At 56.0% G+C, this 16,149-nt stretch carries 11 protein-coding genes; 7 read left to right on the top strand and 4 right to left on the bottom strand.

Annotated features, from left to right (window positions below):
• Positions 1-567: 567 nt before the first annotated feature.
• The 5 genes from pdhR to QLG03_RS13760 all read left to right on the top strand — a co-directional run bounded on the left by pdhR (position 568) and on the right by QLG03_RS13760 (position 8,141).
• Entirely contained in the window at positions 568-1,347 is a 780-nt protein-coding gene (gene pdhR / locus QLG03_RS13740; RefSeq protein WP_002888699.1) for a pyruvate dehydrogenase complex transcriptional repressor PdhR, read from the top strand.
• A gap of 137 nt (positions 1,348-1,484) precedes the next feature.
• A complete protein-coding gene (gene aceE, locus QLG03_RS13745) occupies positions 1,485-4,148 on the top strand; it encodes a pyruvate dehydrogenase (acetyl-transferring), homodimeric type (RefSeq protein WP_023291996.1) in 2,664 nt (887 codons plus the stop codon).
• Between the two features lie 14 nt (positions 4,149-4,162).
• Positions 4,163-6,061 carry a pyruvate dehydrogenase complex dihydrolipoyllysine-residue acetyltransferase gene (gene aceF / locus QLG03_RS13750; RefSeq protein ID WP_023291997.1) on the top strand — a complete coding sequence of 633 codons (1,899 nt, stop codon included), beginning with the start codon at positions 4,163-4,165 and terminating at the stop codon, positions 6,059-6,061.
• Positions 6,062-6,267: 206 nt separating this feature from the next.
• The gene (gene lpdA, locus QLG03_RS13755) at positions 6,268-7,692 is read left to right on the top strand and encodes a dihydrolipoyl dehydrogenase (protein ID WP_002888731.1); all 1,425 of its coding nucleotides are present in this window, start codon (positions 6,268-6,270) and stop codon (positions 7,690-7,692) included.
• A 164-nt stretch (positions 7,693-7,856) separates the two neighbouring features.
• The gene (locus QLG03_RS13760) at positions 7,857-8,141 is read left to right on the top strand and encodes a hypothetical protein (protein ID WP_023291998.1); all 285 of its coding nucleotides are present in this window, start codon (positions 7,857-7,859) and stop codon (positions 8,139-8,141) included.
• 44 nt (positions 8,142-8,185) lie between these two features.
• Here the strand turns inward: QLG03_RS13760 and QLG03_RS13765 are convergent, their stop codons facing one another.
• Positions 8,186-8,992, bottom strand: coding sequence for a DUF2950 family protein (locus tag QLG03_RS13765; RefSeq protein ID WP_044521033.1), 807 nt, complete (start codon positions 8,990-8,992; stop codon positions 8,186-8,188).
• Positions 8,993-9,003: 11 nt separating this feature from the next.
• Positions 9,004-10,632, bottom strand: coding sequence for a DUF3300 domain-containing protein (locus tag QLG03_RS13770; RefSeq protein ID WP_147733727.1), 1,629 nt, complete (start codon positions 10,630-10,632; stop codon positions 9,004-9,006).
• Positions 10,633-11,063: 431 nt separating this feature from the next.
• Here QLG03_RS13770 and acnB point away from each other — a divergent pair, with 431 nt between their 5' ends.
• Both acnB and yacL read left to right on the top strand, forming a co-directional pair.
• On the top strand, positions 11,064-13,661 hold the full coding sequence (gene acnB, locus QLG03_RS13775) for a bifunctional aconitate hydratase 2/2-methylisocitrate dehydratase (RefSeq protein WP_274578645.1): 2,598 nt from the start codon (positions 11,064-11,066) through the stop codon (positions 13,659-13,661).
• Between the two features lie 187 nt (positions 13,662-13,848).
• Complete coding sequence (yacL, locus tag QLG03_RS13780) at positions 13,849-14,211, top strand: protein YacL (protein ID WP_004204373.1); 363 nt, start codon at positions 13,849-13,851, stop codon at positions 14,209-14,211.
• 155 nt (positions 14,212-14,366) lie between these two features.
• Here yacL and speD read toward each other — a convergent pair whose 3' ends face one another.
• Both speD and speE read right to left on the bottom strand, forming a co-directional pair.
• Positions 14,367-15,161 carry an adenosylmethionine decarboxylase gene (gene speD / locus QLG03_RS13785; RefSeq protein ID WP_004204375.1) on the bottom strand — a complete coding sequence of 265 codons (795 nt, stop codon included), beginning with the start codon at positions 15,159-15,161 and terminating at the stop codon, positions 14,367-14,369.
• Between the two features lie 24 nt (positions 15,162-15,185).
• On the bottom strand, positions 15,186-16,046 hold the full coding sequence (speE, locus tag QLG03_RS13790; RefSeq protein ID WP_049015355.1) for a polyamine aminopropyltransferase: 861 nt from the start codon (positions 16,044-16,046) through the stop codon (positions 15,186-15,188).
• Positions 16,047-16,149: the final 103 nt, after the last annotated feature.

A 16,149-nucleotide genomic window follows, 5' to 3' on the forward strand; every position in this document is an offset into this window, starting at 1 on the left:
CATAGCCAGCGAAAATTTGGGCGAAGTGGCCCACTTTTTACCTGAGTGATGGCGCGCACATATTGTTGTGTTTGTGTATTTTTCGACTTCCGTTTCTGTATTGTTTTGTTTACGGAAGGCGATGCAGTAATTCAGAAAAAGGCCTTTCGTCTCAGGGAGAATAGTGGTAAGCGCGTTTGAATGCACCTGCTTTATGAAGGGATGATGACCATGTGTTTAAAAAGACATCAATAGACACATTCAGTATTATTCCGACGCATTGTTCTCATTTGGTTATTTATTCGCATTTACTGCCTTTATATTCACTTATCTGGTCGTTGAATCGGTTCAGATAGCGTAATTTTTCGTTTCCATTAAGTTAATGCTACCTCTTTATGAGTAAACGTAACATTTGTGCAAGGTTACATTTCTGAAATGTTATTTCTGTAAGGTTGTTAAAATGTCCGTGGTTTACTGATTTCAATCAAAACCTGTATGGACAGAAGGTGAATACTTTGTTACTTTAGCGCTACGAACTTTAAATTGGTAAGACCAATTGACTCCGGGCTAATGGCAGAGACAGGGAATATGGCCTACAGCAAAATCCGCCAACCAAAATTATCCGATGTGATAGAGCAGCAGCTGGAGTTTCTGATCCTTGAGGGGACCTTGCGCCCCGGTGAAAAACTCCCGCCTGAACGCGAACTGGCTAAACAGTTCGACGTTTCCCGCCCCTCGCTGCGTGAGGCGATTCAACGCCTCGAAGCCAAGGGCCTGTTGCTTCGTCGTCAGGGAGGTGGAACGTTTGTACAGAGCCGCCTGTGGCAGAGCTTCAGCGATCCGCTGGTCGAGCTGCTGTCCGATCACCCTGAATCCCAATTCGATCTGCTTGAGACCCGTCACGCGCTGGAAGGCATTGCGGCTTATTACGCGGCGCTGCGCAGCAATGATGAAGATCGCGACCGTATCCGCGAGCTGCATCAGGCTATTGAGCGGGCTCAGCAGTCGGGCGATCTGGACGCCGAGTCCGGCGCCGTCGTCCAGTACCAAATCGCCGTCACCGAGGCGGCACACAATGTGGTTTTGCTCCATCTGCTAAGGTGTATGGAGCCGATGCTGGCGCAAAACGTGCGTCAGAACTTTGAATTGCTGTATGCCCGCCGGGAAATGCTCCCGTTGGTCAGCAACCATCGCACTCGCATTTTCGAGGCGATAATGGCCGGGGAGCCGGAGCAGGCGCGTGAGGCGTCGCACCGTCACCTGGCGTTCATTGAGGAAATTTTGCTGGACCGTAGCCGTGAGCAGAGTCGTAGAGAACGCTCGCTGCGTCGTTTACAGCAACGAAAGGACGAGAACTCCGGTTCTTAAGCGCCATTTTTAGAGCGCGGCAACTAAACGCAGAACCTGTCTTATTGAATTTTTGGTTGTTCAAAGGTGAAGAACGAAGAGTTCAATGGGACAGGTTCCAGATTAATCAACGATTAGATAGATAAGGAATACCCCCCATGTCAGAACGTTTACCAAATGACGTGGATCCGATCGAAACTCGCGACTGGCTACAGGCGATCGAATCGGTCATCCGTGAAGAAGGTGTTGAGCGCGCTCAGTATCTTATTGACCAACTCCTTTCTGAAGCCCGCAAAGGCGGGGTGAAAGTGGCTGCTGGCGCATCGACCGGCGGTTACGTAAACACTATTGCCGTTGAAGATGAACCGGAATATCCGGGTAATCTGGATCTGGAACGTCGTATCCGTTCTGCGATCCGCTGGAACGCCATCATGACCGTTCTGCGCGCATCGAAAAAAGATCTCGAACTGGGCGGCCACATGGCTTCTTTCCAGTCTTCCGCAACCTTCTACGAAGTGTGCTTCAACCACTTCTTCCGCGCACGCAATGAGCAGGATGGCGGCGACCTGGTGTACTTCCAGGGTCACATCTCTCCGGGCGTTTATGCGCGTGCTTTCCTGGAAGGTCGTCTGACTGAAGAGCAGATGAACAACTTCCGTCAGGAAGTTCACGGTAAAGGTCTATCCTCTTATCCGCACCCGAAACTGATGCCGGAATTCTGGCAGTTCCCGACCGTTTCTATGGGCCTGGGCCCAATCGGGGCGATTTATCAGGCTAAATTCCTGAAATATCTGGAACACCGTGGTCTGAAAGACACCTCCAAACAAACCGTTTACGCGTTCCTGGGCGACGGTGAGATGGACGAGCCGGAATCTAAAGGCGCGATCACCATCGCGACCCGTGAGAAGCTGGACAACCTGGTCTTCGTTATCAACTGTAACCTGCAGCGTCTTGATGGTCCGGTCACCGGTAACGGCAAAATCATTAACGAACTGGAAGGCATCTTCGCGGGCGCTGGCTGGAACGTTATCAAGGTTATCTGGGGCGGTCGTTGGGATGAGCTGCTGCGTAAAGACACCAGCGGTAAGCTGATTCAGCTGATGGAAGAAACCGTTGACGGTGACTACCAGACCTTCAAATCCAAAGACGGCGCTTATGTGCGCGAGCACTTCTTCGGTAAATATCCGGAGACCGCCGCGCTGGTTGCCGACTGGACTGACGAGCAGATTTGGGCTCTGAACCGCGGCGGCCACGATCCGAAGAAAGTTTATGCTGCACTGAAGAAAGCGCAGGAAACCAAAGGCAAAGCGACCGTCATCCTCGCCCATACCATCAAAGGTTACGGCATGGGTGATACTGCTGAAGGTAAGAACATCGCTCACCAGGTTAAGAAAATGAACATGGACGGCGTTCGCTACGTCCGCGATCGTTTCAACGTGCCGGTTGCCGATGCCGATCTGGAAAAACTGCCGTACGTAACCTTCCCGGAAGGTTCCGAAGAGCACACCTATCTGCACGCTCAGCGTCAGAAACTGCACGGCTATCTGCCGAGCCGTCAGCCGAACTTCACTGAGAAGCTGGAGCTGCCGACGCTGGAAGATTTCCGCCCGCTGCTGGAAGAGCAGAATAAAGAGATCTCTACCACTATCGCGTTCGTTCGTGCCCTGAACGTGATGCTGAAGAACAAATCCATCAAAGACCGCCTCGTGCCGATCATCGCCGACGAAGCGCGTACTTTCGGTATGGAAGGTCTGTTCCGTCAGATCGGTATCTACAGCCCGAACGGTCAGCAGTACACCCCGCAGGACCGTGAGCAGGTTGCTTACTACAAAGAAGACGAAAAAGGCCAGATCCTGCAGGAAGGGATCAACGAGCTGGGCGCAGGCGCATCCTGGCTGGCTGCGGCGACCTCTTACAGCACCAACAACCTGCCGATGATCCCGTTCTACATCTACTACTCGATGTTCGGGTTCCAGCGTATCGGCGACCTGTGCTGGCAGGCAGGCGACCAGCAGGCTCGCGGCTTCCTGATCGGTGGTACTTCCGGTCGTACGACGCTGAACGGCGAAGGTCTGCAGCACGAAGATGGCCACAGCCATATTCAGTCTCTGACTATCCCGAACTGTATCTCTTACGATCCGTCCTACGCCTACGAAGTGGCGGTCATCATGCATGACGGCCTGGAGCGTATGTACGGTGAGAAACAAGAGAACGTTTACTACTACATCACGACCCTGAACGAAAACTACCACATGCCGGCGATGCCGGAAGGCGCCGAGGAAGGTATCCGTAAAGGTATCTACAAACTCGAAACCATCGAAGGTAGCAAAGGTAAAGTTCAGCTGCTGGGCTCCGGTTCTATCCTGCGTCACGTCCGTGAAGCAGCGCAGATCCTGGCGAAAGACTACGGCGTGGGCTCTGACGTGTACAGCGTCACCTCCTTCACCGAACTGGCGCGTGATGGCCAGGATTGCGAACGCTGGAACATGCTGCACCCGCTGGAAACCCCGCGCGTGCCGTACATCGCTCAGGTGATGAACGACGCTCCGGCTGTGGCATCCACTGACTATATGAAACTGTTCGCCGAGCAGGTTCGTACTTACGTACCGGCTGACGATTACCGCGTACTGGGTACCGATGGCTTCGGTCGTTCCGACAGCCGTGAAAACCTGCGTCACCACTTCGAAGTTGATGCTTCCTATGTGGTCGTTGCAGCGCTGGGCGAACTGGCTAAACGTGGTGAAATCGATAAGAAAGTGGTCGCTGACGCGATCGCGAAATTCGACATCGATGCAGAAAAAGTTAACCCGCGTCTGGCGTAAGAGGTAAAAGAATAATGGCTATCGAAATCAAAGTACCGGACATCGGGGCTGATGAAGTTGAAATCACCGAGATCCTGGTCAAAGTTGGCGACAAAGTAGAAGCTGAACAGTCGCTGATCACCGTAGAAGGCGATAAAGCCTCTATGGAAGTCCCGTCTCCGCAGGCTGGCGTCGTGAAAGAGATTAAAGTCTCCGTCGGCGACAAAACCGAGACTGGCAAACTGATTATGATTTTCGATTCCGCCGAGGGTGCAGCAGCCGCTGCACCTGCGCAGGAAGAGAAGAAAGAAGCCGCTCCGGCCGCTGCTGCGCCAGCCGCCGCCGCGGCAGCGAAAGAAGTGCACGTCCCGGATATCGGCGGCGATGAAGTTGAAGTTACCGAGATCATGGTTAAAGTGGGCGACACCATCGCCGCTGAGCAATCCCTGATCACCGTAGAAGGCGATAAGGCCTCTATGGAAGTGCCAGCGCCGTTCGCGGGTACCGTGAAAGAGATCAAAATCAACACCGGCGATAAAGTATCCACCGGCTCCCTGATCATGATCTTCGAAGTCGCGGGCGCTGCGCCTGCGGCCGCTCCGGCACAGGCTGCCGCTCCGGCTGCCGCGGCACCGGCTGCTGCTGCCGGCGCGAAAGACGTTAACGTCCCGGACATCGGCGGCGACGAAGTTGAAGTCACCGAAGTGATGGTGAAAGTCGGCGATAAAGTGGCTGCTGAGCAGTCCCTGATCACCGTCGAAGGCGACAAAGCGTCTATGGAAGTGCCGGCGCCGTTCGCGGGCACCGTCAAAGAGATCAAAATCAGCACCGGCGATAAAGTCAAAACCGGCTCCCTGATCATGGTCTTCGAAGTGGAAGGCGCTGCGCCTGCCGCCGCTCCGGCTCAGGCTGCTGCACCGGCACCGGCTGCTGCACCGGCTCAGGCCGCTAAGCCTGCCGCGGCACCGGCTGCGAAAGCAGAAGGCAAAACCGAATTCGCTGAAAACGATGCTTACGTTCACGCGACTCCGCTGATTCGCCGCCTGGCGCGCGAGTTCGGCGTTAACCTGGCGAAAGTGAAAGGCACCGGCCGTAAAGGTCGTATCCTGCGCGAAGACGTTCAGGCCTACGTGAAAGAAGCCGTTAAACGCGCTGAATCCGCACCGGCGGCTGCCGCTGGCGGCGGTATCCCGGGCATGCTGCCATGGCCGAAGGTTGACTTCAGCAAGTTCGGCGAAATCGAAGAAGTGGAGCTGGGCCGTATCCAGAAAATCTCTGGTGCTAACCTGAGCCGTAACTGGGTCATGATCCCGCACGTTACCCACTTCGATAAAACCGATATCACCGATCTGGAAGCGTTCCGTAAGCAGCAGAACGCCGAAGCTGAGAAGCGTAAACTGGACGTGAAATTCACCCCGGTTGTCTTCATCATGAAAGCCGTGGCCGCTGCGCTTGAGCAGATGCCGCGCTTCAACAGCTCGCTCTCCGAAGATGGTCAGCGCCTGACGCTGAAGAAATACATCAACATCGGTGTGGCGGTTGATACCCCGAACGGTCTGGTGGTTCCGGTCTTTAAAGACGTGAACAAGAAGAGCATCACCGAGCTGTCTCGCGAACTGACCACCATCTCGAAGAAAGCGCGCGATGGCAAACTGACGGCGGGCGAAATGCAGGGCGGTTGCTTCACCATCTCCAGCATCGGCGGCCTGGGTACGACCCACTTCGCGCCGATTGTTAACGCGCCGGAAGTGGCCATCCTCGGCGTGTCTAAGTCCGCGATGGAGCCGGTATGGAATGGTAAAGAGTTCGTGCCGCGTCTGATGCTGCCGATCTCTCTGTCCTTCGACCACCGCGTGATCGACGGTGCTGATGGTGCCCGCTTCATTACCATCATCAACAACACCCTGAGCGACATTCGCCGCCTGGTGATGTAATCGAAAAAGCCGGCCTGACGGCCGGCTTTTTTCTGATAACCTCAGGCTGTTTGGGATTATCAGCAACAAAGGACAAAATCGTTTGCCGTTTGTTGTTTAAAAATTGTTAACAATTTTGTAAAATACACGCGGATAGAACGTCCCGGTGGACTTGGGCGTAAGAATAATAGCGTCAGACCCGCCGGATATAAATTACAGAGGTCATGATGAGTACTGAAATCAAAACTCAGGTCGTGGTACTTGGGGCAGGTCCTGCAGGCTACTCTGCAGCTTTCCGTTGCGCTGATTTAGGTCTGGAAACCGTCATCGTAGAACGTTACAGCACCCTCGGTGGGGTGTGCCTGAACGTGGGTTGTATCCCTTCTAAAGCGCTGCTGCACGTGGCAAAAGTTATCGAAGAAGCGAAAGCGCTGGCCGAACACGGCATCGTTTTCGGCGAACCGAAAACTGATATTGACAAGATCCGCACCTGGAAAGAAAAAGTCATCACTCAGCTGACCGGTGGTCTGGCTGGCATGGCCAAAGGGCGTAAAGTGAAGGTGGTTAACGGTCTGGGTAAATTCACCGGCGCTAACACCCTGGAAGTGGAAGGCGAAAACGGCAAAACCGTGATCAACTTCGACAACGCCATCATCGCGGCGGGTTCCCGTCCGATTCAACTGCCATTTATCCCGCATGAAGATCCTCGCGTATGGGACTCCACCGACGCCCTGGAGCTGAAATCCGTACCGAAACGCATGCTGGTCATGGGCGGCGGTATCATCGGTCTGGAAATGGGTACCGTATACCATGCGCTGGGTTCAGAGATTGACGTGGTTGAAATGTTCGACCAGGTTATCCCGGCGGCCGATAAAGACGTGGTTAAAGTCTTCACTAAACGCATCAGCAAGAAATTCAACCTGATGCTGGAAACCAAAGTGACTGCCGTTGAAGCGAAAGAAGACGGTATTTACGTTTCCATGGAAGGCAAAAAAGCGCCAGCGGAAGCACAGCGTTACGACGCCGTACTGGTGGCTATCGGTCGCGTACCGAACGGCAAAAACCTCGACGCAGGCAAAGCGGGCGTGGAAGTGGACGATCGTGGCTTCATCCGCGTTGACAAACAAATGCGCACCAACGTGCCGCACATCTTTGCTATCGGCGATATCGTCGGTCAGCCGATGCTGGCGCACAAAGGCGTCCACGAAGGTCACGTTGCCGCTGAAGTTATCTCCGGCCTGAAACACTACTTCGATCCGAAAGTGATCCCGTCCATCGCCTACACCGAGCCAGAAGTGGCATGGGTCGGCCTGACTGAGAAAGAAGCGAAAGAGAAAGGCATCAGCTACGAAACCGCCACCTTCCCGTGGGCGGCTTCCGGCCGTGCTATCGCTTCCGACTGCGCAGACGGTATGACCAAACTGATCTTCGACAAAGAGACCCACCGTGTTATCGGCGGCGCGATTGTCGGCACCAACGGCGGCGAGCTGCTGGGTGAGATCGGCCTGGCTATCGAAATGGGCTGCGACGCTGAAGACATCGCGCTGACTATCCACGCTCACCCGACTCTGCACGAGTCTGTTGGCCTGGCGGCAGAAGTCTTCGAAGGCAGCATCACCGACCTGCCGAACGCCAAAGCGAAGAAAAAGTAACTTTTTCTTTCAGGCAAAAAGCATAAGCGGCTCCCGGAGCCGCTTTTTTTATGCCTGATGTTTAGAACTATGTCGCTATTCATAAACCGCTACACCTCATACATACTTTGTAAATAGTCACTCAGTAAACTTATAGGTAGTTAACGATATCGATGAGGTGTGTGATGAAACGCTTTTTAACCACTGCGCTGGTCGCAGCAACGTGCTTATCCGGTGTAGCCTGCGCGGCTGACGCCACGATTCCGTGGGCGGATAACAGCGGCGGCACGGAAACGACCCATATCGCGGCGATGGGCCAGGATCTGAATGCCCAGCATCAGCAGGTGACGAAGACCAGTGAAGGGGTATGGGCGGCGAATTCCGGCAGCATCAGCGCTGACGAAGCGGCATTGTCCAGTACGAAACCAGCCTTTGCCGGCGATCCGTCTCTGATGCCCCACCAGGGCTAAGTGAATGAAAACGCCCGGTTGCGTATACGTAACCGGGCGTTTTTTTATGGCTTGACCACCTGCCAGCCGGCGTCAGCGTCGGGGGCAAAGCGCGTTATCGCCTGGGCCTTTGCCGCACTCTCTTCACCGAGATTGGCCTGATAAACCGTATCGTGCTGATCGATCATAAAGCTCATCACGCCGGTTTCCCCCCACGCCACCGGCCATGCCAGCAAGGCGACGCTCTGCTCATCTCTACCGGTGATAATGCGGAAGCGGTAGCCATGGTAGCCGCTGCCGGGTACCGTCGGGCTAAAGGCGGGCCCAAGCGGACTTGGCGCTTCGCCCGGCGAGGTGGGCCAGTACAGACCATCTTTTTTGCCTTCGCTACTGATGATTTTCTGCGCCCAGCGGTGGTTCAGTTGATAGTAATCCTGCTGGGCGTCAACGTAGGCGTGCATGGCGGCTATTGCCGACAGTTCATTACGGCCAATAGCGCGGGTAAGGATCTCCTCTTCGCCAGCGGCCATATCAAAGCGCCAGCCCTGGGATGATTTGACGATGGGGACGGGCAGGCGCCATGCTTCGCTACCAACGTCGAGCCAGGCGTTATCACCTTGCTGCACAATCACATGTTTCACCTGCCAGTCGCGCTGGAAGCGGTCGACGGCCGTGGGGTCGATCCCGTCGGGGGGTAAAAAATGCTGCCAGTTATCGCCAAGCACCTCGCTCAGCGCCGCGTCATTTTGCTGGCCGATCGCCTCGGCCAGCGCGCTTGCGGCCTGCTCGGGGGTGGCATATTGCTGCTGGGCGAAGGCGGCAAGCGGTGACAGCATTAACGTGAACAGGGCAATAGGTAATGGGTTTCTCATTCTGCTCATCCTCAGCGGCGGCGTAGTTCATGGTGTTCAGAAAGACGCTCTCTGGCGCCGTCGCGCTGCTCGCGGTTTACGCTGGAAAACTGACGACTCTGTCGTCCCCGTTCCTGCTGCGCTTGCCAGGAGGGGGCGCGGCTTTCGTTGCCGCTAAGGGCGCTGGCGCGCAGATGATTGACCGTCTGCTGGCGCTGGGCGGGCGTGGCGGAATGGAGCTGCTGCCGGCGCTGTTGCTGCTGCGGTGTAGCATTCTGCTCGTGGTTCTTAATGGTTTCCCTACGCTGCTGTTGCTGCGGCGTCGGGTTTTTCAACTGCGCTTTCGCCGCATCTCGACGCTGCTGGGTTGATGTCGGCGCGCTGTCGTAACCGCGGTAGTTGCTGCGCTGGGTGGCTTGTTTCAACTGCGCCGAGGCCGCCTGACGCTGGGCATCGCGCGAGGGGGTGTTTGCCGCCAGGTTGCCTGCCGTGGCGGTCGACGCGCTGCGCTGCTGAAGCTGGGTCATTGCCGCCTGGCGCTGCGCCTCACGATCGACCGGCGCATGCTGGGTCGCGCTCAGTCCGCCGGATACGTTGGTCTGATGAAAGCGCTGGGCGACGGTATTATCGGGGTATGGCACGTGACCGCGATAGGCGGGATTGTGCTGCCAGTTTACGTGATCGCCCGGCAGGTTTTGTCCGGTAATGCGGTTAAAATTATTCACATTGATATTGATGTTATCGCCATTATGCGAGTAATCCCCGCGGTGGTAGTCGTCATCGTGATGGTGGTAGTCATCATCATCATCCCAGTCGATGCTGCTGAACAGCGCCCAGGTGGTCGCCACGCCCAGGCTGTAACCGAAGCCTTTGACGAAGCTATCGGTAAACTGCTCCCCGGGAGGGGGCGGCAGATAGACCGGAGGATAGGCGCTGTTCGGCCAGGTACCATAGACGGTGGAGGGGTTGTAGTTGGGAACATAGACCACCTGCGGGTCGGTCGGTTCTATTTTTATGACCTGGGTTGGCGCAGGCGCCGCCGCGGTAGTGCTTGACGTTGATACGGTGCTGCTTTTCGAAGTGGTGGCCGGCACAGGCGCCGCTGCGGCGACAATCACTTTTTGCTGCGGCGTGGATTTCAGCGTCCCTGTCTCCTGGGCGATGGCACGCAGGCGCTGCACCGAGTCCATCACATCATGCGGCTGGGCCAAAAACGCATTACCCAGATTTTCCACCCAGGGCGGATTCTCGCCCATCATCGCCAGCAGGGCAGGGAAAGCGACAAGCGATTTGACGCTGGGATCCCACGGCTGGCTGGCAACAGCCTGAACGGCGGGATCCCCTTTCATGGTGGGGTTATCCTGGGACCACTGCACCGCCTGCATGACGTTGTCCGGGTAGGTGGAAGCCATCAGCACCTGCGACAGCAGACTGTCCGGGTAGAGCGCGATGGGGGCAACCCACTGGTCAATCTGCGCCTGGGTGTAGGTGGCGGCCACCGGCTGCGCGGCGGCGGGTGCGGCTGGCGCTGGCGCAGGCTGCGCCGTCGGCTGAGTGACCGTCTCTGGAGTACGGCTTTGCACATAGAGTGTTCCCGCCGCCGCGAGTAAGCCAGCGCTACAGAGCAGGGTGATAATATGGGGTTTGAACGGCAGTGACATAGAAGCTCCTGACCCAAAAAGTAACCCATCTCGCTAAAGTATCGGCGAAAACGGCGCGTTTGCTGAGTATAAGTAAGCGGTATGGCTTTTTATTGATGATTGTTGGGATCGGCCCATGGCGTTGTACGCGGAAAGGAATTTTTGTCGCGGGATTTGAACAGAAAGCCTGCAATATCCTGCCCTTAACGATTCAGCTAAATTTTAATGTTGCTTTTTTGTAAACAGATTAACACCTTTCAAAAATCCTGCTATGCTGCCGACGCGGTATCGGGCATTTACCCTACAAACTGCTGTCTCACAGGAGCGTGAAGAAAATCGCCCAGCCACTAAATCCTTCAAGATGCGTCAAGGCGGCAAACTGCCCATACCGAAGCAGATTGATTGAAGAGGTGTAGGCCGCATTATGACAATGAGAAGCGAGGAGAACCGTCGTGCTAGAAGAATACCGTAAGCACGTAGCTGAGCGTGCCGCCATGGGGATTGTTGCCAAACCCTTAGATGCAACCCAAATGGCCGCGCTGGTAGAACTGCTGAAAAACCCGCCTGCGGGCGAAGAAGAATTCCTGTTAGACCTGCTGATTAACCGTGTACCGCCGGGCGTCGACGAAGCCGCCTATGTTAAAGCTGGATTCCTTGCCGCGATCGCCAAAGGCGAAACGACCTCCCCCCTGGTTACCCCTGAAAAAGCCGTTGAACTGCTGGGCACCATGCAGGGCGGTTATAATATCCACCCGCTGATCGATGCCCTGGACGACGCGAAACTGGCGCCGATTGCCGCGAAAGCGCTGTCCCATACTCTGCTGATGTTCGATAACTTCTACGACGTGGAAGAGAAAGCGAAAGCGGGTAACGAGCACGCTAAACAGGTTATGCAATCCTGGGCCGACGCTGAGTGGTTCCTGAACCGCCCGCAGCTGGCAGAGAAAATCACCGTTACCGTTTTCAAGGTCACTGGCGAAACGAACACCGATGACCTGTCTCCGGCGCCGGATGCCTGGTCGCGTCCGGATATCCCGCTGCACGCCCTGGCGATGCTGAAAAACGCCCGCGAAGGCATTGAACCGGATCAGCCGGGCGTGGTTGGCCCGATCAAACAGATCGAAGCCCTGCAGCAGAAAGGCTACCCGCTGGCCTACGTCGGCGATGTGGTCGGGACCGGCTCTTCACGTAAATCGGCCACCAACTCGGTGCTGTGGTTTATGGGCGACGATATCCCGAACGTGCCGAACAAGCGCGGCGGCGGCCTGTGCCTGGGCGGCAAAATCGCGCCAATCTTCTTCAACACCATGGAAGATGCGGGCGCGCTGCCTATCGAAGTGGATGTGTCAAACCTGAACATGGGCGACGTCATCGACGTTTACCCGTTCAAAGGCGAAGTGCGTAATCACGAGACCAACGAACTGCTGGCCAGCTTCGAGCTGAAAACCGATGTGCTGATCGACGAAGTCCGTGCCGGCGGCCGTATCCCGCTGATCATCGGTCGCGGCCTGACCACCAAAGCCCGTGAAGCGCTGGGTCTGCCGCACAGCGATGTCTTCCGTCAGGCGAAAGACGTGGCGGAAAGCACCCGCGGCTTCTCTCTGGCGCAGAAAATGGTTGGCCGCGCCTGCGGCGTTGCCGGTATCCGCCCGGGCGCCTACTGCGAGCCGAAAATGACCTCCGTCGGTTCTCAGGACACCACCGGTCCAATGACCCGTGATGAACTGAAAGACCTGGCGTGCCTGGGCTTCTCCGCTGACCTGGTGATGCAGTCCTTCTGCCACACTGCGGCCTATCCGAAGCCGGTTGACGTCACCACGCATCATACTCTGCCGGACTTCATTATGAACCGCGGCGGCGTCTCGCTGCGTCCGGGCGATGGCGTGATCCACTCCTGGCTGAACCGCATGCTGCTGCCGGATACCGTGGGCACCGGCGGCGACTCCCACACCCGTTTCCCCATCGGTATCTCCTTCCCGGCGGGCTCTGGTCTGGTGGCCTTCGCCGCCGCGACCGGCGTGATGCCGCTGGATATGCCGGAATCGGTGCTGGTGCGTTTCAAAGGTAAAATGCAGCCGGGCATTACGCTGCGCGACCTGGTCCACGCGATCCCGCTGTACGCCATCAAGCAGGGCCTGCTGACCGTTGAGAAGAAAGGTAAGCAAAACATCTTCTCTGGCCGCATCCTTGAGATTGAAGGTCTGCCGGATCTGAAAGTGGAGCAGGCGTTCGAGCTGACCGATGCCTCCGCTGAACGTTCTGCTGCTGGTTGCACCATCAAGCTGAACAAAGAGCCGATCGTTGAGTATCTGAACTCCAACATCGTCCTGCTGAAGTGGATGATCGCCGAAGGCTACGGCGACCGCCGTACCCTGGAGCGTCGTATCCAGGGCATGGAGAAATGGCTGGCGGATCCGCAGCTGCTGGAAGCCGATGCTGACGCGGAATACGCGGCAGTGATCGACATCGATCTGGCGGATATCAAAGAGCCGATTCTGTGCGCGCCGAACGATCCGGACGATGCCCGCCTGCTGTCTGACGTACAGGGCGAGAAAATCGACGAAGTGTTCATCGGCTCCTGCATGACCAACATCGGCCACTTCCGTGCCGCCGGTAAGCTGCTGGACAGCCACAAAGGCCAGTTGCCGACTCGCCTGTGGGTGGCGCCGCCAACCCGTATGGACGCCGCGCAGCTGACCGAAGAAGGTTACTACAGCGTATTTGGTAAGAGCGGGGCGCGTATCGAAATCCCTGGCTGTTCCCTGTGTATGGGTAACCAGGCGCGCGTCGCCGACGGTGCGACGGTGGTTTCCACCTCTACCCGTAACTTCCCGAACCGTTTAGGTACCGGCGCTAACGTCTATCTGGCCTCTGCCGAGCTGGCAGCGGTGGCTTCTCTGCTCGGTAAACTGCCGACGCCGGAAGAGTACCAGACCTTCGTGGCGCAGGTGGATAAGACAGCGGAAGATACCTATCGCTATCTGAACTTCAACCAGCTGGATCAGTACACTGAAAAAGCTGACGGCGTGATCTTCCAGACCGCGGTGTAAAACCATCCGGTCAGCCCGGCTGACCGTTTGGCTACAAACTCCCCAATGCCCGGTGAACATTGCATCACCGGGCATTTTTATTTCCAAACCTCCTGCCTGTTACGCTTTTTTTCTTTCGGTCTGCTGCGATAATTACTCCATGGGTACAGTGCAGCGGTGACGCATTGCCCTTGCAGAGGAAAAGACGATGGACTACGAATTTCTGCGCGATATTACCGGAGTGGTAAAGGTGCGAATGTCGATGGATCACGAGGCGATTGGCCACTGGTTCAACGAGGAGGTGAAAGACAATCTTGCTCTGCTTGACGAAGTGGAGCAGGCTGCGCGCACCGTGAAAGGCAGTGAACGTTCCTGGCAGCGTGCCGGACATGAATATACGCTGTGGCTGGATGGCGAAGAGGTGATGATCCGCGCCAATCAGCTGGAATTTTCCGGCGACGAAATCGAGGAGGGGATGAGCTACTACGACGAAGAAAGCCTCTCTCTGTGCGGTGTTGAGGATTTCCTGCAGGTGGTTGCCGCCTATCGTGAGTTTATGCAGCAGCGTTGATGACTCGTTGTGCGCCAGGCTGCGGAAAACCGTAGCCTGGCTAAGCGTCGCGTGCGCAGGGCACATCTCCGGTCGCGACGAGTACCTTTCCCCCGCTACCAGCCGGCGCAGAACCCAGGCCCGGCGCGCAAAATCGCCGCCGGGCATTTGAGGCATTACACGGCAGGAATATTGCGGCCGTAGTAAATCTCGCGCATCTCTTTCCACAGCAGGTCGGTAATGACCTTGCGCTCTTCAGCGGTCAACTCTTCCGGTCGGGTATGGAACATGTAATGCTTAAGGTCGAACTCCTTAAGCAACATTTTGGTATGGAAGATATTTTCCTGATAAACGTTGACGTCGACCATGTCATACAGTGACTTCATATCGTCAGACATAAAGTTCTGAATTGAGTTGATTTCATGATCGATAAAATGCTTCATCCCATTGATGTCGCGGGTAAAGCCGCGCACGCGGTAGTCAATGGTCACAATATCCGATTCCAGCTGGTGGATCAGATAGTTCAGCGCTTTGAGCGGTGAAATAACCCCGCAGGTAGAGACTTCGATATCGGCGCGGAAGGTGCACAGGCCGCCTTCCGGGTGGCTCTCCGGATAGGTATGCACGCAGATATGGCTTTTATCGAGATGGGCGACCACGGTTTCAGGCAGCGGGCCGGGGTGTTCGGTCTGGTCGATAAGCCGCGGGTCGACGGGCTCTTCGCTTACCAGAATGGTCACGCTGGCGCCCTGGGGTTCATAATCCTGGCGGGCGATATTCAGGATATTAGCGCCAATAATAGAGCAGGTTTCGCTCAGGATCTCTGTCAGGCGATTGGCATTATAAAGTTCGTCGATATAGGCGATGTAGCCGTCGCGCTCTTCTGCCGTTTTGGCGTAACAGATATCGTAGATACAAAAACTCAGGCTTTTGGTCAGATTGTTAAAGCCGTGCAGCTTCAATTTTTTCAATTTAGTTCACCCCCTTATTTCGCTTCACGGTGCGGACAGAGCATCATGCAGATATTGTGGTAAGGCGAAGGCCGCCGTATGGATTGCCGGATTGTAGTAGCGGCAGGTCAGGTTGGCTTTGTGAAAGCGCGCCTGAATGATTTCGCTGGAAAGATGGCGCAGCGCCTCGTTGTCGCTCGCCCAGGCAAAGGTCATTATCCCGCCGTAATAGGTCGGAATCGCCGCCTGGTAGAAGCTGACGTCGCGAAAATAGTGGCTCAGTTTGCGACGGCTACCGACCGCTTCATCCTGCTGCAGGAAGCAGACGCCGTTCTGCGCAACGAAAATCCCTCCCGGATTCAGGCAGCGTTTGCAGCCTTCATAAAAAGCCGAGGTGAAGAGGCTTTCCCCCGGGCCAATAGGGTCGGTACAGTCCGAAATGATCACATCAAACGTTTGCGTCGTCTGGTTAACAAAATTGACGCCATCATCAATCACCAGCGTAAAGCGCGGATCGTCATAGGCGCCGGCGCTATGGTTGGGCAGGTACTGGCGGCAGAATGAGACCACCCCGGCGTCGATTTCCACCATGGTGATGCTTTCGATGCTGCGATGACGAGAGACTTCGCGCAGCATCGCGCCATCTCCGCCGCCGATGATCAGGACATGCTTGGCGTTGCCGTGAGCCAGCAGCGGCACGTGGGTCATCATTTCGTGATAGATAAACTCATCGCGTTCGGTGGTTTGCACGACGCCATCCAGCGCCATCACCCGGCCAAAGGCGCGGTTGTCAAAGATGATCAGATCCTGATGATCGGTTTTTTCGTGGTACAGCACGTTATCAACGCTAAAGTACTGACCAAAATGGTCATGCAGCGTTTCATGCCACAGTGGATTATCGGCCACGGTGAGGCTCCTCCTTCGTTAACATCTGTTACACCCGTAAAACGAGTGCAACATCATAGACAACTATAGATGAGGATGCACGGCGGTTATTGCAGCAATGCGG

The organism is Klebsiella sp. V115_8, assembly GCF_029967715.1.
Lineage (GTDB): Bacteria > Pseudomonadota > Gammaproteobacteria > Enterobacterales > Enterobacteriaceae > Klebsiella > Klebsiella quasipneumoniae.

Bases quoted from the DNA above. Each gene is read 5' to 3' on its own strand.
- yacL (WP_004204373.1), top strand. From the start codon at position 13,849: ATGGACTACGAATTTCTGCGCGATATTACCGGAGTGGTAAAGGTGCGA.
- QLG03_RS13770 (WP_147733727.1), bottom strand. From the start codon at position 10,632: ATGTCACTGCCGTTCAAACCCCATATTATCACCCTGCTCTGTAGCGCT.
- QLG03_RS13760 (WP_023291998.1), top strand. From the start codon at position 7,857: ATGAAACGCTTTTTAACCACTGCGCTGGTCGCAGCAACGTGCTTATCC.
- lpdA (WP_002888731.1), top strand. From the start codon at position 6,268: ATGAGTACTGAAATCAAAACTCAGGTCGTGGTACTTGGGGCAGGTCCT.
- QLG03_RS13765 (WP_044521033.1), bottom strand. From the start codon at position 8,992: ATGAGAAACCCATTACCTATTGCCCTGTTCACGTTAATGCTGTCACCG.
- aceE (WP_023291996.1), top strand. From the start codon at position 1,485: ATGTCAGAACGTTTACCAAATGACGTGGATCCGATCGAAACTCGCGAC.
- aceF (WP_023291997.1), top strand. From the start codon at position 4,163: ATGGCTATCGAAATCAAAGTACCGGACATCGGGGCTGATGAAGTTGAA.
- pdhR (WP_002888699.1), top strand. From the start codon at position 568: ATGGCCTACAGCAAAATCCGCCAACCAAAATTATCCGATGTGATAGAG.